Below are 22,087 nucleotides of genomic sequence, written 5' to 3' on the forward strand. Positions count from 1 at the left end.
CCTATCGCGACACAAGGCCGCTCCTACAGGGACCAGCGCAGGCCTGCTGATTAACACCGATCAATGGGGGTGTATTTAGCCAAGAAGGCAGGCAAGATGGTTCACATGCATGTCCAGACAGGAAGCACAGTGTGAGCCAAGCTTTTGTAGTCGTTGATACCCCCGAACAGGCCGTCGACCGTCTGGCGGCCCTGCATGACCAGGCCACCGGGGCCCTTAGCCAGGCCCTCAAGCGTTACCTGAAGGACCGTACCGAGCCGGGCGCCGAAGAGCGCGACCTGTTCCGCTACCCGGCGCTGCGCCTGACCTATTACAGCCATGGTGAAGTCGCCGCCACCACGCGGGCCTACGCCAAGGTCCAGGTGGCCGGTACCTACAGCGTCACCATCACCCAGCCTGCTGCTTTTCGTGGCTACCTGCTGGAGCAACTGCGCCCGCTGATGCACGACTACACCGTCACGGTAGAGGTCGGCGTCAGTGAACAGAACATCCCTTACCCCTACGTGGTCGACCAGGGCGACGAACTGGCCGGCAGCGGCATCACCGCCGCGCAGCTGGCGCGGGTGTTCCCCAGCACCGACCTGTCGGCTGCGACCGACAACATCGCCGACGGCCTGTATGACTGGGGCAGTGCCGAGACTCTGCCGCTGGCGCTGTTCGATGCCGCGCGGGTCGACTTCTCGCTGCGCCGTCTGGTGCACTACACCGGCAGCGACTGGCGCCATGTGCAGCCATGGATCCTGTTGACCAACTATCACCGCTATGTCGACCAGTTCATCAGCCACGGCCTCGACCAGTTGCGTGACGACCCACGCTTCGTGCGCATGGTGCTGCCGGGCAACGTGGTGATCGAAAAGGGCATGGACCACGGTGAAACCCAGGCCCTGGTAGCAAGCGTGGTCTGGCACCGCTACCAGATGCCGGCGTACCACCTGATCGCCGCTGATGGCGACGGCGTCACGCTGGTCAACATCGGCGTCGGCCCGTCCAATGCCAAGAACATCACCGACCACCTGGCGGTGCTGCGCCCGCACTGCTGGCTGATGATCGGCCACTGCGGCGGCCTGCGGCAGTCGCAGACCATCGGAGATTATGTGCTGGCACACGCCTACATGCGCCGTGACGGTATTCTCGACCGGGTAGTGCCGCCGAACATTCCGATTCCGGCCCTGGCCGAGGTGCAGTTGGCCTTGCAGGAAGCCGCTGCGCAGGTAACCGGCGAGCGTGGTGAACAGCTGAAGAAGCGCCTGCGCACCGGCACTGTGCTGACCTACGACGACCGCAACTGGGAGCTGCGCTGGGCCCAGGAGCGGCCGCTGATCAACCTGTCGCGTGCCGTGGCGGTGGACATGGAAAGCGGTACCATTGCCGCCCAGGGTTACCGCTTGCGCGTGCCGTACGGCACCTTGCTGTGTGTGTCCGACAAGCCGCTGCACAGCGAGATCAAGCTGCCGGGTTCGGCCAACGCCTTCTATAACCGGGCGGTCAGCCAGCATCTGAAGATCGGCATTGCCGCCCTGGACCTGCTGCGCACCGAGCTCAACTCGCTGCACTCGCGTAAACTGCGCAGCTTTGATGAGCCGCCGTTCCGCTGAGGATCCATGTCACTGCCACCCCGTTCCAAGCCGCGCCGCCCCCAGGCGCGGCCGGCCACCGGCCCACGTCGCCAGCCCAAGGCGCCACCGGCCGAGCCGCGCCTGATCCTGTTCAACAAACCGTTCGACGTGCTGACCCAGTTCAGCGACGGCGACGGGCGCGCGACGCTCAAGGACTACATCGACATCCCCGGCGTGTACCCGGCCGGGCGGCTGGACCGCGACAGTGAAGGCCTGTTGCTGCTGACCAACGATGGCGGCCTGCAGGCGCGCATTGCCGACCCGAAGCACAAGCTGGCCAAGACTTACTGGGTTCAGGTGGAGGGGGAGCCGAGCGAGGAGCAGTTGCAGCGCTTGCGCGATGGCGTGGAACTGAACGATGGGCCGACCTTGCCGGCCGAGGCGCGGCACCTGGACGAGCCCGAGCTGTGGCCGCGCAACCCGCCGGTGCGTTTTCGCAAGAGCGTGCCGACCAGCTGGCTGGAGCTGGTTATTCGCGAAGGGCGTAACCGCCAGGTGCGGAGGATGACGGCGGCGGTGGGGTTGCCGACCTTGCGCCTGGTGCGGGTGCGGATTGGCGACTGGGCGCTGGATGGGTTGGAACAGGGCTGCTGGCGCGAAGTCCCGGCGAAGTTGCAGCGCTAGCGGGGGCCGCTTTGCAGCCCATCGCGACACAAGGCCGCTCCTACAGGTGCAGCGCGAACTCAGGCATTGTGCGATCCCTGTAGGAGCGGCCTTGTGTCGCGAAAGGAGCGCAAAGCGCTCCCGGCTTTCTTGAGCCTTACACCCCTTCGAGAAACCCCACCACCACGCTCTTGATGATAAAGGCCAACACCCCCAGCCCCAGTACGAAGAACAGGATCAGCGTCCCGAACCGCCCGGCCTTGGACTTTTTCGCCAGGTCCCAGACGATGAAACCCATGAAACCGATCAACACGGTGACCAGGATGATCATCATCCACTCTTCGAATACGGCGGGATCCATCGGTGTTCTCCAGGCGGGTTGAGCGTCCGATTATACGCCTGCTGGCGCAGGCAATTAACGCAGGTGGGTCAAGGGCAGCTCGGTGCTGGCCAGCACCTGGTTCAGCACGAAGCTCGAACGCACGCTGGTGACGCCTTCAATGCGGGTCAGGCTGCCTAGCAGCAGTTTCTGGTAGTGGTCCATGTCGGGCACCACCACCTTCAGCTGGTAGTCGGCATCCATGCCGGTGACCAGGCTGCACTCGAGCACCTGTGGCAGGTTGCGGATGGCCGCCTCGAAGGTTTCGAAACGTTCCGGGGTGTGGCGGTCCATGCCGATCAGCACGTAGGCAGTCAGGCTCAGGCCCAGCTTCTTGCGGTCGAGCAGGGCTACCTGGCGCGAGATGTAGCCATCGTCCTCCAGTTGCTTGACCCGACGAGAGCATGGCGAAGGCGACAGGCCGATGCGTTCGGCCAGTTCCTGGTTGGAAATGCGCGCATCGCGCTGCAATTCGGCGAGGATACTCAGGTCGTAGCGGTCAAGTTTGCTCATGGGTTATGCCTTTTCTGTTCAGATTGCGATGAATTATCAATCCAGGGTTAAAAATTGCGCAAGTGCTATTTATCTGAGCAATCTTCGCAATCATCTGCCGCAACCTGTCCGGTATCTTTATCCACAGAATCACTGCCCGGACATCAGTCCACGGCGACGCGCCCTAGGCGGGCGGTCGCGGCCAGCCATCCAACAGGATCTGCAGGCCCCCGGGCTACACACCTTCCAGAAGACGGTGTGAGGTGAGCCGGCGCCACAAGTGCCGAGCACGGACGACAATTCCTGAAGGGAGGCCCAGCGGCCTCCCTTTTTTCATGTCCGGAATTTAATTGGCGTGCGTGACAGGCGCGGTAGACTGGCTGTGGTTGCCGTATTTTCTACCGAGAGGAACAGCATGAAGTCGCGCATCTGGCAGTTGGCAGGTGTTGGTGTGTTGGGGTTGAGCATCAGCCTCGGGGCCATGGCCGAAGGGCCGGGCGAGGGGGCGCCGGGCCGCTCGCTCAATTCGCGTGACGAAGTGCAGCAGACCCAGCCGCCACGCCAGGGCTATTACCAGGACATTCCCCGCCGCCATGGCGATAACCGCCACTGGGAAGCCGGTGGCCCGGGGCAACGGCCCGGTGGTGACTGGCAAGGGCGCCCGGATGGTCATGGCAATGGCTGGGGGCCGGGGCCGCAGTATCGCCCGGGGCACACCATCGATCATTTCCCGGACCGCTACTGGAAAGTGCCCTACCGTGGCGATGACTACTTCTACTCCGGTGGTTACTGGTATCGCCCCCATGGTGGCCGTTATGTCGTGGTGACCCCGCCCCATGGCGTGCGGGTCGACTACCTGCCGCCCTATGCGCGGGAAGTCTGGCTGGGCGGGGCGCTGTTCTTCCTGGTGGCCAATACCTATTACCAGTACCTTGCCGACAGCCGCGAGTACGTGGTGGTCAACCCGCCGGTTGCTGCGCCGGCACCTGTAGGCGGTGGGTATGACGTGGTGGCCTACCCGATGTATGGGCAAGGGCAGGAGCAGCAGGACCAGGACCGTTACCAGTGCCACCGCTGGGCGGTGAGCCAGTCAGGCTTCGACCCGGCGACGGCGGCTTACGCGCCGCCGGCCAATGTGGCGGACAACTACCGGCGGGCGCTGGGCGCTTGTTTCAGCGGCCGAGGCTACAGCATCAACTGAGCCAGATGTGCTGCCTGTCGCGGCCCTATCGCCGGCAAGCCAGCTCCCACAGGTACTGCACCGGCCTGAAGCCATGTGTAGTGCCTGTTGGAACTGCCTGTCCCGGCCCTATCGCTGGCAAGCCAGCTCCCACTGGTATTGCGCATGCCTTCAGGCCGGTGCGGTTCTTGTGGGAGCTGGCTTGCCGGCGATAGGGCCCTTGCAGGTTCACACCGGATCCGCGTGCACCATCACATCCGCCTGCGGATAACGCTGGCGGATCACCTTCGAGGCCTCCACGCACAAGGCATGCGCCTCATGCAGCGGCAACTGCCCCGGCATCTCCAGATGCAACTGCACGAACCACTGGTTGCCCGACACCCGTGTACGCAGGTCGTGCACGCCTTTGACCCCAGGAATGGCCAGCACCAGCGCAGCCATGGCCTCGCCGACATCGCCGGGCAGTTCCTGATCCATCAGGATGGCCGTGCTTTCCCGTGCGATCTGCAGCGCGCTCCAAAGGATATAGACAGCGATGCCCAGGCCGAACAGCGCATCCAGCTGCGGCCAGCCAAAGCGTGCCAGCAGCAGGGCCAGCAGGATGCTTCCGTTGAGCAGCAGGTCCGAGCGGTAGTGCAGGGAGTCGGCCCGCACCGCCGTGGAGCCGGTCAGGCGGATGACCTTGTGTTGCAGTGCCAGCAGGGCAAGGGTCAGCACCAGCGACAGCAGCATTACCCCGATACCGACGGCGGTATCGCCCAAGGGTTGCGGGGTGTGCAGGCGTTCAACCGCCTGCACCCCGATCAGCACCGCACTGACCCCGATGAACAGCGCCTGCGCCATACCGGCCAGGGCTTCGGCCTTGCCATGGCCGAATCGGTGGTCGTCGTCGGCCGGGCGCAGGGCATAGTGCACGGCGAGCAGGTTGAGGAACGACGCAACGGCATCCAGTGCCGAGTCGGTCAGCCCGGCCAGCAGGCTGACCGAGCCGCTCAGCCACCAGGCCAGCGCCTTGCTCAGGACCAGGATACTGGCCACCGCCAGCGATGCGCGCGTGGCCAGGCGTAGCAGGCGCTGGTGTTCAGCCGAGGTGGTCATCATCCGTGGGCAGTGTCCTTGTGCTTCAGGCTGCCGGCACCAGGCCCAGGCTGGCCAACTGCTCGATGCTGCCGCGATGCTGGATCAGCCGTGGGTCGTTCAGCGGCAGGCGCTGGCCCAGTTCGCTTTCCAGAATGGCCTGCAACTTCAGGTTGTCGACCTTGCCATCGGGGCTCACGGCCTCACGCAGCTTGACCGGGTCGACCTGGGCGGATCGCCCGCCTGAGTAATAGATGGCGCCCGTGGCGAAGTCGATACCGAAGGCGATCAGCCCCGGGATCACGTAGAACAGGATGCCGATGGCATCCATTGCGGCAACCACAGGGTCGATCTTGCCGCCGATCTGGCCGCGCCGTTCCGGGTAGAGAATGGTGCCGCAGGCGGTCAGTTGGGTCAGCAGGGTGACGATGAGGGCGCCACCGATGACGCGGGTTGGGATGCGCATGTAAATCTCCGAAAAGGTATCCAGCAGGGCAAGCGAAGCGCCTGCACCTGAAGCTAAGACCATGATAGAGCAGGCTGGGTTCGCCGTTATACTCGCGGGACTGTTCGAGGACCACCATGATTTCATTACCGATCGATGCTGTCTTGCCGGCCCTGCGCCAGGCCCTGGAAAACCGTGACGAAGCGGTGCTCGAGGCGCCACCTGGCGCGGGCAAGACCACCCGCGTGCCGCTGGCGCTGCTCAACGAGCCGTGGCTGGCCGGGCAGAGCATTCTCATGCTCGAGCCCCGCCGCCTGGCAGCGCGGGCTGCGGCCGAGCGCCTGGCCAGCGAGCTGGGCGAAAAGGTCGGCGAGACCGTGGGCTATCGCATCCGCCTGGACAGCAAGGTCGGGCCGAAAACCCGCATCGAGGTAGTGACCGAAGGCATCCTTAGCCGCCGGCTGCAGGCCGACCCGGCGCTGGAGGGCGTGGGGCTGGTGATTTTCGACGAGTTTCACGAGCGCAGCCTTGATGCCGACCTGGCCCTGGCATTGAGCCTGAATGGCCGGGAGTTGCTGCGGGACGACCCGCCGCTGAAGGTTTTGCTGATGTCCGCGACCCTGGAGGGCGAGCGCCTTTCGCGGCTGCTGAATGATGCCCCGGTGGTGAGCAGCGAAGGCCGCATGCACCCCGTCGACATCCGTTGGGGGCGGCCTTTCCAGCCGGGTGAGTTCATCGAGCCTCGGGTAGTGGACAGCGTGTTGCAGGCACTGGCTGACCAGACCGGCAGTTTGCTGGTATTCCTGCCGGGTCAGGCCGAGATCCGCCGGGTGCACCAGAGCCTGCAGGAAGCGTTGGGCGAGCGTCCCGAGGTCCTGCTCTGCCCGCTGCATGGCGAGCTCGATCTCGACGCCCAACGTGCGGCCATCGACCCGGCGCCCAAGGGCCTGCGCAAGGTGGTGCTGGCCACCAACATTGCCGAGACCAGCCTGACCATCGACGGCGTGCGCGTGGTGATCGACGCAGGCCTGGCCCGGGTACCGCGTTTCGACCCCGGCAGCGGCATGACCCGCCTGGACACCCAGCGCATCTCCCGCGCCAGTGCTACCCAGCGCGCCGGTCGCGCCGGCCGCCTGGAACCCGGCGTATGTTATCGCCTTTGGTCCGAGGCCCAACATGACCAGCTGGCCGCCCACGGCAGCGCCGAGATCATGCAGGCCGACCTGGCCGGCCTGGCCCTGCAACTGGCACGCTGGGGCGTTACGCCCGAGCAGTTGCGCTGGCTCGACCAGCCCCCCACTGCAGCCTTCACCCAGGCCCAGGACCTGCTGGCACGGCTCAATGCCTTCAAGCCCGGCAGCCGTTACAACCTCAGCGAACACGGCCTGGCCATGGCCGAGCTGCCCGCGCATCCACGTATTGCGCATTTGCTGTTGCGCGGCCAGGACCTGGGCCTGGCACAGATGGCCTGTGATGTGGCTGCGTTGCTGGGCGAACGGGATATCCAGCGCGGCGGTGGTGCCGATTTGCACAGCCGGCTGGCGCTGGTCAGTGGCGAGAGCAGGACCGCCCGTGGCAGCCACGGCGGCGTGCAGCGTGCGCGCCAACTGGCTCGCCAGTACCGTGGCCTGCTGCGTGGCAAACCAGGCGTGCCGGTTGCGGACCCCGATCACCCGCGCTGGCTGGGCGCGCTGCTGGCGCTGGCCTACCCCGACCGCGTCGCCCAGCAGCGCCGCGAGGGCGGTGCGGAATACCGGCTGGCCAACGGCCGTGCGGCGCTGTTTGCCGAAGTCGATGCACTGATGAAGTGCACGTGGCTAGTGATCGCCGACCTGGGTAGCCGCCAGGGCCAGCGCGAAGAACGCATCTATCTGGCCGCCGAGTTCGATCCGGCGCTGTTCGAGGGCGTGCTAGCCGAACAGGTCGAGCGGGTCGATATCCTCGATTGGGACGAACGCGAGCAGGTGTTGCGCGCAGAACGTCAGGTCAAAGTCGGCGAGCTGGTGCTCAGCCGCGAACCGCTGCCCGGCCTGGATGACGAAGCGCGGGCTCGCGCACTGCTTGGGCTGGTCCGGCGCAAAGGCCTGAACCTGCTGACCTGGACCCCCGAGCTGCGGCAATGGCAGGCGCGCGTGGCCTTGCTGCGTCAACTGGACCTGGCCAAAGACGGCCACAGCGAATGGCCCGACCTGGCTGACGAGGCCTTGCTCGCCAGCCTGGAAGACTGGTTGCAGCCCTACCTGGGCAAGGTGTCGCGCCTCAGCCATTTCGCCGCACTGGACTTACCGTCGATGCTGCGCAACCTGTTGCCCTGGCCGCTGCCGCAGCGCCTGGAGGAGCAGGCCCCCGCGCACCTGGCGGTACCGTCCGGCTCGAACATCCGCCTGGACTACAGCGAAAACCCGCCGATCCTCGCGGTGCGCCTGCAAGAGCTGTTCGGCCTGGCCGAAACTCCACGCATCGCCAATGGCCGCCAGCAGGTCAAGTTGCACCTGCTGTCACCGGCACGCCGCCCGGTGCAGGTGACCCAGGACCTGGCCAACTTCTGGCGTACGACCTACGCCGAGGTGAAGAAAGATCTGAAGGGGCGTTATCCGAAGCATTACTGGCCGGATGATCCGCTTGTGGCCGAAGCCACCGCTCGGGCCAAGCCTCGAGGGACGTGACAACAGCGTTTCCCGGTCAAGCGATGAGCCTGGGCATCACGCCCCGGCTTCGCCTTCCAGCAACATGAACAGGCGATACAGCACCACGGTGCTGAACAACTGCAGGAAGCCGCTGAGGCTGTCCATGGCCAGCTCCATGCCGGGCGATGGCTCGGGGAAGGCCATCAGCAGCAGGCCGTCGATCAGCCAGATCGGCGCCAGCACACCTACGACACAGATCATGATGCGCATGAAGTGCCCGGTGGTCATGCTTGCGCTGTCGCGCATCGACTGCACCACCGGCCGGCCGCGAAGTACCAGCAGGTACTCGGCGAACACAAGGTTGATCATGATCCACACGCCCGGAAAGATGAACAGCGCCAGGCCGGCCATGATCAGCAGCGAGCTGATCAGGATCAGCAGGGCCAGCTGCGGCCACAGTTGCACGGCGCGGGCGAACAGGTCGCGCTTGGCGATTTCCTGGCCGTTGCTGCGGGTGTCGAGGTACAGGATCAGCGCGGCGCTGTACAGCGGGTAGAACAGCAGGCTGATCAGCATGCCGTAGGCCGGCGATGCCTGGTCGCCCATCTGCCGGTACAGCAGCTGGGTGAGCAAGGCTTCCAGCACCACCAGCGGCAGGCACAGCTGGAGGATGCTCGGCAGGTGGCGGCGGAAGAAGTACAGGGAGTCGCGCAGGACGCTCAGCGGATTCATCAGTCTACATCGCATGGCAGTAAAAACAGGGGCATAACTTTAGCCCAAAGCAGGCCTGGGGCTGTCACTTGCTGAAAAAAGTTTCACGCCGCCGGTGATTGAATCCCACGCCTGTACGCCCCATCTTTGACGCTGTCCGTTGTCCGCTACCCCACGAGGTCGCCCCATGAATACTGAAGAACAAACCCTGATCGACGGCCTGTTCGGCCGCCTCAAGCAAGCCGAGGACCCGAGCCAGCCACGCGATGCGCAGGCCCAGGCATGCATCGAGGCGCATGTGCGTCAGCAGCCGGCGGCGCCTTATTACATGGCCCAGGCGATCCTGGTGCAGGAGGCAGCGATCAAGCGCCTCGACGAGCAGAACAAGCAACTGGAAGCCGAACTGAAGCAGGCCCGTGCCCAGGCCGAGGCCGCCCGTGCCGGCAGCGCGCCGAGCAATGGCGGTGGTGGTTTCTTGTCCAGCATCTTTGGTTCGTCTGGGCGCAATGCGGCCCCGGCCGTGCAACCGCAGCGTCCCGCTGCAGCCCCCGTGGCATCTGGCGGTGGCTGGCGTGAGCCGTCGGCGCCGGGCTTCTCCCAGCCACAAGCGCAGCAGCCTGGCTTTGGCGCTGCGCCGGCCCGCAGTGGTGCCAGCAGCTTCCTCGGCGGCGCGATGCAGACTGCGGCCGGTGTGGCGGGTGGTGTGTTGCTGGCGCAGGGCATCAGCAGCCTGTTCAACCACAACTCGCAGCCGGAGGAGGTGGTAGAGGTGATCAAGGAAGAGCCGGCGCCGGCCAGCGACAGCGGTGGCTGGAGCGACTCGGGGGCGCAGCAGCAGGTGGCTGACAACAGTGGTTGGGGCAGCGACCAGGGTGGTTATGCCGACAGCGATTATGGCAGCGATGATGGCGGGTTCTTCTCGGACGACGATTCGTACGTCTGACAGGTCTGGCATACTGCTGGCAATTTTGGGGGCGCTTTGCGCCCCTTTCGCGACACAAGGCCGCTCCTACAAGGGTACGCGAACCCCTGTAGGAGCGGCCTTGTGTCGCGAAAGGGCTGCAAGGCAGCCCTCAGCATTCCAGGCCGACCAAGGGGTTCCAAGGTGAAAAAGATCGCGCTGTTCGCCGATGTGCAGAACCTCTACTACACCGTGCGCCAGGCCCACGGCTGCCATTTCAACTACACCGCCCTGTGGGCCGATGTCAGCCGCGAAGGCCAGATCGTCGAGGCCGTGGCCTATGCCATCGACCGTGGCGACAGCAAACAGCAACAGTTCCAGCAGATCCTGCGCAATCTCGGTTTCGATGTGCGCCTCAAACCCTTCATCCAGCGCAGCGATGGCTCGGCCAAAGGTGACTGGGATGTGGGTATTACCCTGGATGTGATCGACGCCGCCAGCCGCGTCGACCAAGTGGTACTGGCCTCCGGCGATGGCGATTTCGACCTGCTGCTGGAGCGGGTGATACAGCGCCATGGCACCGAGGCAGTGGTGTATGGTGTGCCCGGGCTTACCGCACTGTCGCTGATCCGTGCCGCCACCCGTTATGTGCCCATCGAGGGTGCGCTGTTGCTCAAACACTGAGGCCCCTGCATGGAACGTATCGCTGTCATCGACTTTGAAACCACCGGCATCAGCCCCGGTGCCGGCTGCCGCGCCACCGAGGTGGCGGTGGTGATGCTGGAGGGCGGGCGCATTGTCGAGCGCTACCAGAGCCTGATGAACGCGGGTGTGCCGGTGCCGGCCTTCATCGCCGGGCTGACCGGCATCACCAACGCCATGCTGCGCTGTGCGCCGCCGGTGGACAAGGTGATGAACGAAGTGGCCGAGTTCGTTGGTGGCACCCCGTTGCTGGCACACAATGCCGCCTTCGACCAGAAGTTCTGGGACTACGAACTGGGCCGCATCGGCCGTAGCCGCAGCCAGGCCTTCGCCTGCTCCTTGCTGCTGTCACGGCGCCTGTTGCCGGCGGCACCGAACCACAAACTGGGCACCCTGACCCGCTGGGCCGGGCTGCCGGATACCGGTACCGCGCACCGGGCCATGGCCGATGCCGAAATGGCCGCCAACCTGCTGCAACACCTGGCTGGTGTGCTGCGCCAGGGCCATGGTGTACAGCAACTCTCGCACGACCTGCTCTGCCGCCTGCAGAAAACCCCTGCTGCGAAGGTTCGTGAAACCCTGGCCAGGTTCTGTTAGGGCTTCTTCTCCAGTTGCGCCAGCGGCACCCGCCGCTCCACAGCGCTGGAGAGAATGATCGAGGTCTTGCTGAAGCCGAACTGCGCGACCCGGTTGATCAGCTCTTCAAGCTCCGGCATCGAACCCACCGCTGCCTGCATGATGACGCAGGGGTCGCCGGTTACCCGGTGGCATTCGGTCAATTGGGGGATCTGGGTCAACGCTTCGTAGGCCTGCTGGTTGCCGTGGCTGGCCAGGCGCAGTTCGATCACGCACTGGATCGGCAGGCCGATCTTGCTCATGTCGACCTTGGCCTGGTAGCCGGTGATAACCCCGCTGGCCTCGAGCTTGGCCACCCGCTCGGCCACCGCCGGCGCCGACAGGTTCACCTGGCGCGCCAGTTGCGCGAAGGTGGCGCGGCCATTGTCGAGCAGGGCGGCGAGCAGCATGCGGTCGTACTTGTCCATGGGTTATTCCTGCCTGGTTTCGATTCGATTGAAAAGCATCCGAATAACCATGCAATGCAAAGTGTTCGGGTAATTTAAAGCTGTTTTGTAACTTAAGTTTACACGGTGGCCTTTCTAAACTAAGCCACCCGTAAACGGATTTCGAGTGTTTCCCATGCCTGCCTCCCGTCGCTTCCCGTTGTTGCTCATTGGCGCTTTCCTGGCTTTGTACCTGGTCTGGGGCTCCACCTACCTGTTCATTCGCATAGGCGTCGAGAGCTGGCCACCGATGCTCATGGCCGGGGTGCGCTTCCTGATTGCCGGGGGCCTGCTGTATGGCTTCTTGCGCTGGCGCGGTGTGCCGGCACCGACCTGGCCGCAGTGGCGGGCTGCGGGGGCGATCGGTTTCCTGCTGCTCAGCTGTGGTAACGGTGGCGTGACCGTGGCCGAGCATGCCGGTGTGGCCTCGGGCGTCGCTGCGCTGGCGGTGGCGACGGTGCCGCTGTTCACGTTGCTGTTCGGCCTGCTGTTCGGGCACCGCAATTCGAAGCTGGAGTGGGCGGGGATCGCCCTCGGGTTGGTGGGTATCGGCCTGCTGAACCTGGGCTCCAACCTTCAGGCAAGCCCGATTGGCGCGGCGCTGATCATCTTTGCGGCGGCGTCGTGGGCGTTCGGCTCGGTGTGGAGCAAGACCTTGCCGCTGCCCCAGGGGCCCATGGCCAGCGCCGCGGAAATGCTCGTTGGTGGCGCTGTGCTGCTGCTCGGCAGCGCGCTGTCTGGCGAGCGCATGACGCAGATGCCGACCGCTGCCGGCTGGGGGGCACTGGCCTACCTGGTGTTGTTCGGTTCGATCCTGGCGTTCAGTGCCTACATGTACCTGCTCAAGCACGTGCGCCCGGCAGCTGCCACCAGCTATGCCTACGTCAACCCGGCAGTGGCCGTGCTGCTGGGTATCGTCTTTGCCGGTGAGCAGATTGGTGCCGAAGAGTGTGTGGCCATGGCGGTGATCATCGGCGCGGTGGTGCTGATCGGCCTGCCGCAGTGGCGCAAGGCACCTGAGCCGGCGCAGCCATTGAAAGGCGAAATCTGCAAGTAGGCAGGGGTGATGCGGTAAACTTGCCGCCTTCGCTGAACCCCCTGACGGTATTGCCATGAATTTCGCCAAACTCGGCCTGATCGAACCGCTGCTGCGCACCCTGCAGCAACTGGACTACACCACCCCGACCCCGGTGCAGGCCAAGGCCATCCCCGCCGTGCTGGCCGGCCGCGACCTGATGGCCGCGGCCCAGACCGGCACCGGCAAGACCGCGGGCTTTGCCCTGCCTGTGCTGCAGCGCCTGGCGCTGGAAGGCGAAAAGGTGGCCAGCAACTCGATCCGCGCGCTGGTGCTGGTGCCCACTCGTGAGCTGGCCGAGCAGGTGCACAACAACGTGCGCGAGTACGCCGAGAACCTGCCGCTGAGCACCTACGCGGTGTATGGCGGGGTCAGCATCAACCCGCAGATGATGCGCCTGCGCCGTGGCGTCGACCTGCTGGTGGCCACCCCGGGGCGCTTGCTCGACCTGTTCCGGCAGAACGCTGTGAAGTTCAACCAGGTGCAGACCCTGGTGCTGGACGAAGCCGACCGCATGCTCGACCTGGGCTTTGCCGAAGAGCTGCAGTCGGTGTACGCCGCGCTGCCACGCAAGCGCCAGACGTTGCTGTTCTCCGCCACTTTTTCCGACCAGATCCGCATGCTGGCGGGGCTGGCCCTGAACGACCCGCTGAGCATCGAAGTCAGCCCGCGCAATGCCACGGCCACCAGCGTCAAGCAGTGGCTGGTGCCTGTGGATAAAAAACGCAAGGTCGACCTGTTCTGCCACCTGCTGCGCAAGCAGCGCTGGAAGCAGGTGCTGGTGTTCGCCAAGACCCGTAATGGCGTCGATCAACTGGTGGAGCGCTTGCTGGCCGAGGGTGTGAATGCCGACGGTATCCACGGTGACCGCCCGCAGGCCACTCGCCAGCGCGCGCTGGACAGCTTCAAGGCCCGCGAAATCCAGGTGCTGGTGGCGACCGATGTGGCGGCCCGCGGCCTGGATATCGATGACTTGCCGCTGGTGGTCAACCTTGACCTGCCGATCGTTGCCGAGGATTACGTGCACCGCATCGGGCGTACCGGGCGGGCGGGTAACAAGGGCGAGGCTATCTCGCTGGTGTGTGCCGATGAAGTGCAGCTGCTGGCGGCGATCGAAGTGCTGACGCGGCAGACCCTGCCGCGTCATGAAGAGCCGGACTTCATCCCTGACCACCGGGTGCCGATGACCGACGCCAGTGGCCAGGTGATCAAGAAGCCGAAGAAACCCAAGAAGCCGAAGGAAAACAGCGCCAAGCGCGGGTTGGGGCGCTGGATGGACAGCGCTGAATCAGGCAGTGCGGAGCCGGCGGTGAAGGCAGTGCGCAAGGTGCCGAGCTTCAATGGTGGGGCGCGCAAGCGTAAGCCTTGATTGCCTGACCTGGCCTCATCGCCGGCAAGCCGGCTCCCACAGGTACTGCGCTGCTCTCAAGGCCACTGCTGTACCTGTGGGAGCTGGCTTGCCGGCGATGGGTTGCAAAGCAGCCCCGACAATCTGTCAGGAAACCCGCATAACCCAATTCGCCGCCGCCCGTCCGGCGCGCAAGCCGCTGGCAAAGCACGCTGTCAGCAGATACCCCCCAGTCGGCGCCTCCCAGTCCAGCATCTCGCCTGCACAGAACACCCCCGGCATCCCCTTGACCATCAAGCCTTCATCCAGCCCCTCGAAACGCACCCCACCCGCGCTGCTGATCGCTTCATCCAGCGGCCGCGTGCGTACCAGTGTTATCGGCAAGGCCTTGATCGCTTTCGCCAAGGCATCAGGGTTGGCAAAGGTCGCCTGATCGGTCAGCTCGCGCAGCAGCGCAGCCTTGACCCCATCGATACCCAGCTGGCTGTGCAGGTGCTTGGCCATGGAGCGCGAACCCCGTGGTTTGGCCAGCGCCTGGGCAATCTTGTCCACAGGCTTGTCCGGCAACAGGTCGAGCAGCAACACCCCGTGGCCCTCACGGTTGATGGCCTCGCGCACCGGCGCTGACCATGCATACACCAGGCTGCCTTCCACACCCTGCGCGGTGAGGATGAACTCGCCCTTGCGCGGCACGCTGCCAGGAACGCTAAGGGCAATGTTCTTCAACGGCGCACCGGCGAACTTGTCCTTGAGCAGCGCGCTCCAGCCTGCCACTTCAAACCCGCAGTTGCTGGGCTGCAAGGGCGAGATATCCACAGCCCGTTCGGCCAGCAGCGGCTGCCAACTACCGTCCGAGCCCAGTCGCGCCCAGCTGCCGCCACCCAGCGCCAGGACCACCGCGGCGGCCTTCACCAAGCGCTCGCCTTGTGGATAAGCAACCCGCAATGCACCTTCGGCATTCCAGCCCAGCCAGCGGTGACGGGTGTGGATAACTACTCCGTTGTCGCGCAGGCGCTTGAGCCAGGCGCGCAGCAGTGGCGCGGCTTTCATGTCGGTGGGGAACACCCGGCCCGAGGTGCCGACGAAGGTTTCGATGCCCAGGCCGTGAATCCACTGGCGCAAGGCGTCGGCATCGAAGTCGTGCAGCAGCGCGGCGATTTCGCCCTGGCGCTCGGCATAACGGCTGACGAATGCCGAGTAGGGCTCGGAATGGGTGATGTTCATGCCACCGACACCCGCCAGCAGGAACTTGCGACCCACCGAAGGCATGGCATCGAACACCTCGACCGCCAGGCCCGCCTGAGCCAGTGCTTCGGCGGCCATCAGGCCGGCTGGGCCGCCGCCAATGACGACTGCGAGGGGAGGGGAGGCGGGGCTCAGATCAGGCATGGTGGGCAGCAGGCTGTGGAAAAGAGGCGCATTCTAGCGCAGCGCGGCCTGTGGAAGCACTGCTCAAAAAATGATCAGAGCTTTGCAGGCCTTGCCTGTAAAGGGCTGCAGCGCCTTTCCCGCAGGTTATCCACAAGCGGTTCCACAGTCATTGTGAACAACCGATGACGCGTGCCGCGCTGTGATGAAGGATGCCATGGCGCCTGGCCAGGGCTGCGCGGTCCTTGCTGTAGCCACCGCCGATCACGCCCACCACCGGGATGTCGCGGCCCAGGCAGTGGCGCAGCACCGCTTCGTCACGGGCGGCAACGCCTGCATCGGTCAGTTGCAGATAGCCCAGGGCGTCGTCCTTGTGCACATCGACCCCGGCGTCGTACAGCACCAGGTCGGGTCGATAGAGTGGCAGCAGGTAGTTGAGGGCGTCGTCCACCACCTTCAGGTAGGCCATGTCGCCCATGCCGCGGGGCAGGGGGATGTCCCAATCGCTTTGCGCCTTGCGCGCCGGGAAGTTCTGTTCGCAGTGCAGCGAGACCGTGATGGCGTCTGGTGTGTCGTGCAGGATGCGCGCGGTGCCGTCACCCTGATGCACATCGCAGTCGAAGATCAGCACCCGGTGTACCCGGCCAGCCTCCAGCAGGTAGCGGCTGATCACGGCCAAGTCGTTGAAGATGCAGAAGCCGGCAGGGTGGTCGTAATGGGCGTGGTGGGTGCCGCCGGCAAGGTGGCAGGCGATGCCGTGCTGCAGCGCCATCTCGGCGCTCAGCAGCGAGCCGCCTACGGCGCGCACGGTACGCTGGGCCAGGGCCTCGCTCCAGGGCAGGCCGAGGCGGCGCTGGTCCTCGCGTGACAGGTCACCGTTCATGTAGCGCTCGATGTAGCTGCGGTCGTGGGCCAGGGCGAGGATGTCGTTGGGGCAGATGTCCGGGCGCAGCAGGGCTTGGTCGGTGGTCAGCCCGCTGTCGATCAAGTGGTCGTGCAGCAGGCGGAACTTGTCCATGGGGAAGCGGTGTTCGGCAGGGAACTCCGGGCTGTAGTCTTCGTGGTAGATCAGCGGCAACGGCATGGGTGGGGTCGCAATCGGGGCCAGTGCTGATCTTGCCATGAGCTTGCTGGCCGATCACGTGTAGGAGCAGCCTTGTGCTGCGAAAGGGCCGGCATGCAGGACAATGTTCTGTGGCGGCTATGGCCTCTTCGCAGCACAAGGCTGCTCCTGCACGGAGTAGCGACAACCTGGACGATTGGCGTGTTATTTCGTGGTACTGGCCAGCACCCGTTGCCAATCCGGCTCGTTCAGGCGGCCGAGGATGCGCGTCTTGCCATTGCCATCCACCGAAACGAACAGCGCACTGGCATAGCCGCTCTCACGCTCACCCCCCGCAACTTTCTGCTGGCGGGCAAAATGGTCGATGCAGCCGTTGTGGGTCACCAGCACCAGGTTATGCCCCGGTCGTTTGTGTGCCAGCGCTTCGCTGGCGAACTGGCTGTCACAGCTTTCCAGCCAGCCCTCACTGGCCACCGCCTGGCCAAGGATGAAATGCGCGGTTTGCCGTGTGCGCAGTTTCGGGCTGCTGAGCATATCGGCGGTGTTAAGGCCCAGCTGGTGCAGCCCTTGGCCAACACGTCCGGCGGCCTGGCTACCGGCCACGGTGATGCCGGTGGGGTCGCCCAGGCACGGGCCGGGGGCGCTGTCGCAGCGCTCGGCGTGGCGGATCATCACGATCACCGCACCGTCGGCCCAGTCCTGCAGCAGGCCGCTGTCACTCAATTGTCGTTCGTTGCCAAGGTCCACGATGTGCGTCCTCGTCGCCAGCCAGGTGCTCAACGCCGCCACGACCATGCACAGGCCAAGGGCGGCACCGAGGGCTTTGCGGGTCAGGCGTCGCTTGCGCCGGGCGTGGATGGCAGGGTGCCCCAGGGTGTTGCTCGATAGCATGCGTTGCTCCGTTGGCATGGTCGCGGCTGGCGCGGCGGTGTTGGCTGGCATCCTGCCAACAGGCCTGTCGGGGGGCGGTGAAGGGCGTGTGAAAATTGCATTCGGGCACGCCGGCTAGGTGAAACCTGCACCCGCGCCTACGCTGTAAACTGCAAGACGGTAAAACCGGAGCACGCCCGATGACCCCTATCCTGCAACTGGAAAGCGCGCGGCTGGTACTGCGCCAATGGCACGACGACGACCTGCGCGAGTTCGCCGCCCTGTGTGCCGACCCGCAGGTGATGCGCTACTTCCCGGCGCCGCTGACACGCCTGGAGGCAGCCGCGCTGATCGGCCGCGTGCGCGGGCATTTCAATGAGTACGGCTTTGGCCTGTGGGCCCTGGAGCGCAAGGACAGTGGTGCCTTCATCGGCATGACCGGGTTGTTGCACGTGGGCTTCGATGCCGATTTTGCGCCGGCGGTGGAGATCGGCTGGCGCCTGGCACGCCGCCACTGGGGCCTGGGTTTCGCCAGCGAGGCGGCGTGGACATGCCTGCGCTGTGCTTTCGCCCAATTGCGCCTGGAGGAAGTGGTGTCGTTCACTAGCGAGAGCAACCTGCCCTCGCAGAAGGTCATGCAGGCCATCGGTATGCAGCAGGACCTGAATGGCAGTTTCGAACACCCGCGCCTGCCCGTGGGCCATCCGCTGCGCCCGCATGTGCTGTACCGCATCGATCGAGCTCACTGGGAGCGTACCCTGCGCGCCTGAATGCATGGCCATGCCCGGCGCGAATGACAAACCCTGTATCATTTCCCTAATGGAGGGCGCTTGCCGCAAGATGTTCAGCGCCTATGAGATCGAGCGCCGCCTGGACGGCGCATCGCGAGCAAGACTCGCTCCTACGGAGAACCCCCGATGAGTCATGTGTTGGACGACCTGGTCGACCTGTTGAGCCTCGAGTCCATCGAGGAGAACCTGTTCCGTGGCCGCAGCCAGGACCTGGGCTTCCGCCAGCTGTACGGCGGGCAGGTACTGGGCCAATCGTTGTCGGCGGCCAGCCAGACGGTCGAGGATGCACGCCATGTGCATTCGTTGCACGGCTACTTCCTGCGCCCTGGCGATGCCAGCCTGCCGGTGGTGTATTCGGTGGACCGCGTGCGCGATGGCGGCAGCTTCAGCACCCGGCGGGTGACTGCGATTCAGAAGGGCCAGCCGATCTTCACCTGCAGCGCTTCGTTCCAGTACGACGAGGAAGGTTTCGAGCACCAGGCGCAGATGCCCGAGGTGGTCGGCCCGGAGAACCTGCCCACTGAAGTCGAGCTGGCCCGGGCCATGGCTGACCAGTTGCCTGAGCGCATTCGCGACAAGGTGCTGTGCGCCAAGCCGATCGAGATCCGCCCGGTCACCGAGCGCGACCCGTTCAACCCCCAGCCTGGCGACCCGGTGAAGTACGCCTGGTTCCGCGCCGACGGCAACCTGCCCGATATCCCCGCCCTGCACAAATACATGCTGGCCTACGCCTCGGACTTCGGCCTGCTGACCACTGCGTTGCTGCCCCATGGCAAATCGGTGTGGCAGCGTGACATGCAGATCGCCAGCCTCGACCATTCGCTGTGGTTCCATGGCAACCTGCGTGCCGACGAGTGGCTGCTGTACGCCACCGACAGCCCCTGGGCGGGCAATGCCCGTGGCTTCTGCCGCGGCAGCATCTTCAACCAGGCCGGGCAACTGGTGGCGTCGTCGTGCCAGGAAGGCCTGATTCGCCACCGCAAGGACTGGGCATGAGCCTGGGCGAGGTGCGCAACTGGGTGTTCGACATGGACGGCACCCTGACCGTGGCCGTGCATGATTTTGCCGCTATCCGCGTGGCGCTGGATATCCCGGCCGAGCACGACATCCTCACCCACCTGGCAGCCTTGCCGGCGGACGAGGCGGCGGCCAAGCATGCCTGGCTGCTGGAGCACGAGCGTGACCTGGCGATTGCCTCCACGGCGGCCACCGGGGCGGTGGAACTGGTGCGCGAGCTGGCCCAGCGTGGTTGCCGGCTGGGCATTCTGACCCGCAATGCCCGTGAGTTGGCGCATGTGACGCTGGAGGCCATCGGCCTGGCGGACTGCTTCCCGGTGGAGCACATTCTGGGGCGTGACGAAGCAGCGCCCAAGCCAAGCCCGGATGGGCTGCTGAAGATTGCCAATGCCTGGGGTGTGACACCGGGTGAGTTGGTGATGGTGGGGGATTACCGGTTTGATTTGGACTGTGGGCGTGCCGCAGGGGCGCGCACGGTGCTGGTGAACCTGCCGGACAATCCGTGGCCGGAGCTGGTGGATTGGCATGCGGCCGATTGCCGGGCGCTGAAGGTGATGCTGGGCTGAATCTTGTGTTGGGAATGTGGGCCCTATCGCCGGCAAGCCAGCTCCCACAGGGACACCACTAGAGCTGAGACTTGTGTAATACCTGTGGGAGCTTGCTTGCCGGCGATAGGGCCGGACCTGTCTATGCTGAACCCCAATCTTTTCCCTGAACGGAGACCTATCCATGACCAGCAAGGCCATCTACGTAAAACCCGGCGGCGGCTACGACAAGGTCGAGGTCGGTACCAGCGAGGCCTCTTCACCCGAGGCCGGCGAGATCACCGTGCGCCTGCACGCCAGCTCTCTCAACTACCACGATTTCGCCGTTGTCAGCGGCATGTGGGGCCCGAGCGAGCGGCGCATCCCCATGGCCGATGGCGCTGGCGAAGTGGTCGCGGTGGGGAGCGGCGTCACCGAGTTCCAGGTCGGCGACAATGTGGTCAGTACCTTCTTCCCCGACTGGCTCGACGGCCAGGCAAATGTGGAAGGCTTCGCCAAGGTGCCCGGCGACGGTATCGATGGTTACGCCCGTGAACAGGTCACTGCTCGTGCCAGCGCCTTCACCTTGGCGCCCAAGGGCTTCAGCCATGCCGAAGCTTCCACTCTGACCACGGCCGGTCTCACGGCTTGGCGCGCGCTGATGTGCGACGACCACCTCAAGCCCGGCGATACGGTGTTGGTGCAGGGCACCGGCGGTGTGTCGATCTTCGCCCTGCAGTTTGCCAAGCTGGCCGGCGCGACGGTGATCGCCACCTCTTCCAGCGACGCCAAGCTGGAGCGCCTGAAGGCCCTGGGTGCCGACCACCTGATCAACTACAAGAGCGTCCCGGCGTGGGGTGAGAAAGTGCGCGAGCTGACCGGCAACCGCGGCGTCGATCATGTGATCGAAGTGGGTGGCCCGGCGACGCTGGAGCAATCGATGATTGCCGCGCGCATTGGTGGGCACGTGTCGTTGATCGGCATCCTCACCGGCGTGGCCGGGCAGTTGCCGCTGGTGCAGGCGCTGGTGCGGCAGATACGCCTGCAAGGCGTGCTGGTGGGCAGCCGCGCCCAGCAGCAGGCGATGGTGCGGGCGATCGATGCCAACGGCCTGCGGCCGGTGGTGGACAAGCATTTCGAGCTGGAGCAGATCGTCGAGGCGTTCCGTTATCAGGAGAGCAACCGGCATTTCGGTAAGATCTGCCTGACCTGGTAATGGCTGGGGGCTGCTTTGCAGCCCATCGCCGGCAAGCCAGCTCCCACCTCGACCGCATCGGCCTCGAGCCATTCGCTACCCCTGTGGGAGCTGGCTTGCCGGCGATCGGGCCGCGTAGCGGCCCCTAGTCCGGCAACAACCGGTCGCGGCTATTGGACAGGTGCAGGCACACTGCCGCCCGCGCCGCGTCCGGGTCCTGCCGGCGGATGGCATTGAGGATCGCCTCATGCTCGAGGTTGGCCAGGTACGCCTGCCGCGCCAGCTTCGCCCCGCTGCGTTCGGCCAGGGCCATGCGGTTGCGCGGGATCAGGCCGTTGCCCAGCTGCAACAGCATTTCAGTGAAGTACAGGTTGCCAGTGGCCTCGGCAATCAACAGGTGAAAGCGCCGGTCGGCCTCGATGCAGCTGTCGCCAGCGGCGGCCAGGTCCTGGTAGTCATCCAGCGCCTGGCGCATGCGCCTCAGGTGCCCCTCATCACGACGTAGCGCGGCCAAGGCGGCGGCCTGGCCTTCCAGGCCGATGCGCAGCTCCAGCAGGTCGCGCACATTCGCCGCGCTTTCCGCAGCGATGCGCAGGCCGGCCTGGGCCTGGCGCTCCATCACGAACGTACCGATACCGTGGCGTGGCTCCACCAGCCCCGAGGCCTGCAATTTCGACAGGGCCTCGCGGACCACGGTGCGGCTGACCCCATGCTCGCGCACCAAGCTGTTTTCCGAGGGCAACTTGTCGCCTGGCTTGAAGGTACCCAGCAAGATCTGTTGGGTCAGGCTGGAGACCAGGTCATGGGCACGGCTGTGGCCGCGTTTGTGGGCTTGTTCGGTGGCCATGGTGTGATCCGATTGTTGTTGTACTTGTACGACAAGTTAATCGATAAAAATATTTTTTGCCGATTTTTCCTGCGGTCAAGCAAGCGAGTAGTTTGTATATTTTTGCAAGATCGGCGCATATAGGCTTTTCTTCAGCTTGTATTTTGTGATTTTGCCGATGTTGTTGATCTTGTCGTACAACTTCGCTGCGCATAT

23 protein-coding genes are annotated in these 22,087 nt (G+C 65.0%); 13 read left to right on the forward strand and 10 right to left on the reverse strand.

Translation table 11 applies throughout. From position 1 onward, the window contains the following. The first annotated feature begins 131 nt into the window (after positions 1-131). Together amn and CAG18_RS12135 are read left to right on the forward strand one after the other, a co-directional pair. Positions 132-1,595 carry an AMP nucleosidase gene (amn, locus tag CAG18_RS12130; RefSeq protein WP_015271928.1) on the forward strand — a complete coding sequence of 488 codons (1,464 nt, stop codon included), beginning with the start codon at positions 132-134 and terminating at the stop codon, positions 1,593-1,595. Positions 1,596-1,601: 6 nt separating this feature from the next. Next, on the forward strand, positions 1,602-2,240 hold the full coding sequence (locus tag CAG18_RS12135; protein ID WP_085720949.1) for a pseudouridine synthase: 639 nt from the start codon (positions 1,602-1,604) through the stop codon (positions 2,238-2,240). A 136-nt stretch (positions 2,241-2,376) separates the two neighbouring features. On the opposite strand, the gene CAG18_RS12140 is transcribed toward CAG18_RS12135, so the two are convergent. Together CAG18_RS12140 and CAG18_RS12145 are read right to left on the reverse strand one after the other, a co-directional pair. Then, on the reverse strand, positions 2,377-2,580 hold the full coding sequence (locus tag CAG18_RS12140; RefSeq protein ID WP_013974331.1) for a DUF2788 domain-containing protein: 204 nt from the start codon (positions 2,578-2,580) through the stop codon (positions 2,377-2,379). 54 nt (positions 2,581-2,634) lie between these two features. Next, the gene (locus CAG18_RS12145) at positions 2,635-3,111 is read right to left on the reverse strand and encodes an Lrp/AsnC family transcriptional regulator (protein WP_003249795.1); all 477 of its coding nucleotides are present in this window, start codon (positions 3,109-3,111) and stop codon (positions 2,635-2,637) included. A gap of 394 nt (positions 3,112-3,505) precedes the next feature. Here CAG18_RS12145 and CAG18_RS12150 point away from each other — a divergent pair, with 394 nt between their 5' ends. Further along, on the forward strand, positions 3,506-4,291 hold the full coding sequence (locus CAG18_RS12150; RefSeq protein ID WP_085720950.1) for a DUF6515 family protein: 786 nt from the start codon (positions 3,506-3,508) through the stop codon (positions 4,289-4,291). 207 nt (positions 4,292-4,498) lie between these two features. On the opposite strand, the gene CAG18_RS12155 is transcribed toward CAG18_RS12150, so the two are convergent. Both CAG18_RS12155 and CAG18_RS12160 read right to left on the reverse strand, forming a co-directional pair. Next, positions 4,499-5,371: a cation diffusion facilitator family transporter gene (locus tag CAG18_RS12155; RefSeq protein WP_015271925.1), complete on the reverse strand. Its 873-nt coding sequence runs from the start codon at positions 5,369-5,371 to the stop codon at positions 4,499-4,501. A 22-nt stretch (positions 5,372-5,393) separates the two neighbouring features. Then, entirely contained in the window at positions 5,394-5,813 is a 420-nt protein-coding gene (locus CAG18_RS12160; protein WP_013974328.1) for a hypothetical protein, read from the reverse strand. A 116-nt stretch (positions 5,814-5,929) separates the two neighbouring features. Here CAG18_RS12160 and hrpB point away from each other — a divergent pair, with 116 nt between their 5' ends. After that, a complete protein-coding gene (gene hrpB, locus CAG18_RS12165) occupies positions 5,930-8,458 on the forward strand; it encodes an ATP-dependent helicase HrpB (RefSeq protein WP_085720951.1) in 2,529 nt (842 codons plus the stop codon). Between the two features lie 36 nt (positions 8,459-8,494). Here the strand turns inward: hrpB and CAG18_RS12170 are convergent, their stop codons facing one another. Continuing rightward, positions 8,495-9,151, reverse strand: coding sequence for a YciC family protein (locus tag CAG18_RS12170; protein ID WP_085720952.1), 657 nt, complete (start codon positions 9,149-9,151; stop codon positions 8,495-8,497). A 166-nt stretch (positions 9,152-9,317) separates the two neighbouring features. Between CAG18_RS12170 and CAG18_RS12175 the strand changes: the two genes are divergently transcribed. The 3 genes from CAG18_RS12175 (at position 9,318) to CAG18_RS12185 (ending at position 11,330) form a co-directional block, all read left to right on the forward strand. Further along, on the forward strand, positions 9,318-10,073 hold the full coding sequence (locus tag CAG18_RS12175) for a DUF2076 domain-containing protein (RefSeq protein WP_085720953.1): 756 nt from the start codon (positions 9,318-9,320) through the stop codon (positions 10,071-10,073). A 162-nt stretch (positions 10,074-10,235) separates the two neighbouring features. Next, positions 10,236-10,715 carry an NYN domain-containing protein gene (locus tag CAG18_RS12180; RefSeq protein ID WP_004576858.1) on the forward strand — a complete coding sequence of 160 codons (480 nt, stop codon included), beginning with the start codon at positions 10,236-10,238 and terminating at the stop codon, positions 10,713-10,715. 9 nt (positions 10,716-10,724) lie between these two features. After that, the gene (locus CAG18_RS12185) at positions 10,725-11,330 is read left to right on the forward strand and encodes a PolC-type DNA polymerase III (protein ID WP_085720954.1); all 606 of its coding nucleotides are present in this window, start codon (positions 10,725-10,727) and stop codon (positions 11,328-11,330) included. On the opposite strand, the gene CAG18_RS12190 is transcribed toward CAG18_RS12185, so the two are convergent. Beyond that, a complete protein-coding gene (locus CAG18_RS12190) occupies positions 11,327-11,776 on the reverse strand; it encodes an Lrp/AsnC family transcriptional regulator (RefSeq protein ID WP_015271918.1) in 450 nt (149 codons plus the stop codon). The genes CAG18_RS12185 and CAG18_RS12190 overlap by 4 nt on opposite strands. 154 nt (positions 11,777-11,930) lie before the next feature. On the opposite strand from CAG18_RS12190, the gene yedA reads away from it, so the two are divergent. Together yedA and CAG18_RS12200 are read left to right on the forward strand one after the other, a co-directional pair. Then, positions 11,931-12,851 carry a drug/metabolite exporter YedA gene (yedA, locus tag CAG18_RS12195; RefSeq protein ID WP_054573605.1) on the forward strand — a complete coding sequence of 307 codons (921 nt, stop codon included), beginning with the start codon at positions 11,931-11,933 and terminating at the stop codon, positions 12,849-12,851. 55 nt (positions 12,852-12,906) lie between these two features. Next, positions 12,907-14,238, forward strand: a complete 1,332-nt coding sequence (locus CAG18_RS12200; protein WP_013974320.1) for a DEAD/DEAH box helicase — start codon at positions 12,907-12,909, stop codon at positions 14,236-14,238. A gap of 126 nt (positions 14,239-14,364) precedes the next feature. Here CAG18_RS12200 and CAG18_RS12205 read toward each other — a convergent pair whose 3' ends face one another. From CAG18_RS12205 to CAG18_RS12215, 3 genes are all read right to left on the reverse strand, one after another. After that, on the reverse strand, positions 14,365-15,606 hold the full coding sequence (locus CAG18_RS12205; RefSeq protein WP_085720955.1) for a TIGR03862 family flavoprotein: 1,242 nt from the start codon (positions 15,604-15,606) through the stop codon (positions 14,365-14,367). Between the two features lie 148 nt (positions 15,607-15,754). Continuing rightward, positions 15,755-16,669, reverse strand: coding sequence for a histone deacetylase (locus CAG18_RS12210; protein WP_054573607.1), 915 nt, complete (start codon positions 16,667-16,669; stop codon positions 15,755-15,757). Positions 16,670-16,852: 183 nt separating this feature from the next. Beyond that, positions 16,853-17,539 carry an Ais protein gene (locus CAG18_RS12215; RefSeq protein WP_054573608.1) on the reverse strand — a complete coding sequence of 229 codons (687 nt, stop codon included), beginning with the start codon at positions 17,537-17,539 and terminating at the stop codon, positions 16,853-16,855. 179 nt (positions 17,540-17,718) lie between these two features. On the opposite strand from CAG18_RS12215, the gene CAG18_RS12220 reads away from it, so the two are divergent. From CAG18_RS12220 to CAG18_RS12235, 4 genes are all read left to right on the forward strand, one after another. After that, entirely contained in the window at positions 17,719-18,288 is a 570-nt protein-coding gene (locus CAG18_RS12220) for a GNAT family N-acetyltransferase (RefSeq protein WP_013974316.1), read from the forward strand. 147 nt (positions 18,289-18,435) lie between these two features. Then, complete coding sequence (tesB, locus tag CAG18_RS12225) at positions 18,436-19,305, forward strand: acyl-CoA thioesterase II (protein WP_025340733.1); 870 nt, start codon at positions 18,436-18,438, stop codon at positions 19,303-19,305. Beyond that, positions 19,302-19,892, forward strand: coding sequence for an HAD family hydrolase (locus CAG18_RS12230; protein WP_013974314.1), 591 nt, complete (start codon positions 19,302-19,304; stop codon positions 19,890-19,892). Before tesB ends, CAG18_RS12230 begins: the two co-directional genes overlap by 4 nt. A 163-nt stretch (positions 19,893-20,055) precedes the next feature. Beyond that, positions 20,056-21,066 carry an NAD(P)-dependent alcohol dehydrogenase gene (locus CAG18_RS12235; protein WP_085720956.1) on the forward strand — a complete coding sequence of 337 codons (1,011 nt, stop codon included), beginning with the start codon at positions 20,056-20,058 and terminating at the stop codon, positions 21,064-21,066. 124 nt (positions 21,067-21,190) lie between these two features. On the opposite strand, the gene CAG18_RS12240 is transcribed toward CAG18_RS12235, so the two are convergent. Continuing rightward, entirely contained in the window at positions 21,191-21,892 is a 702-nt protein-coding gene (locus CAG18_RS12240) for a FadR/GntR family transcriptional regulator (RefSeq protein ID WP_061551844.1), read from the reverse strand. Positions 21,893-22,087 lie beyond the last annotated feature (195 nt).

Origin of the sequence: Pseudomonas sp. B22(2017) (assembly GCF_002113105.1) — a bacterium.
GTDB lineage: Bacteria > Pseudomonadota > Gammaproteobacteria > Pseudomonadales > Pseudomonadaceae > Aquipseudomonas > Aquipseudomonas asiatica.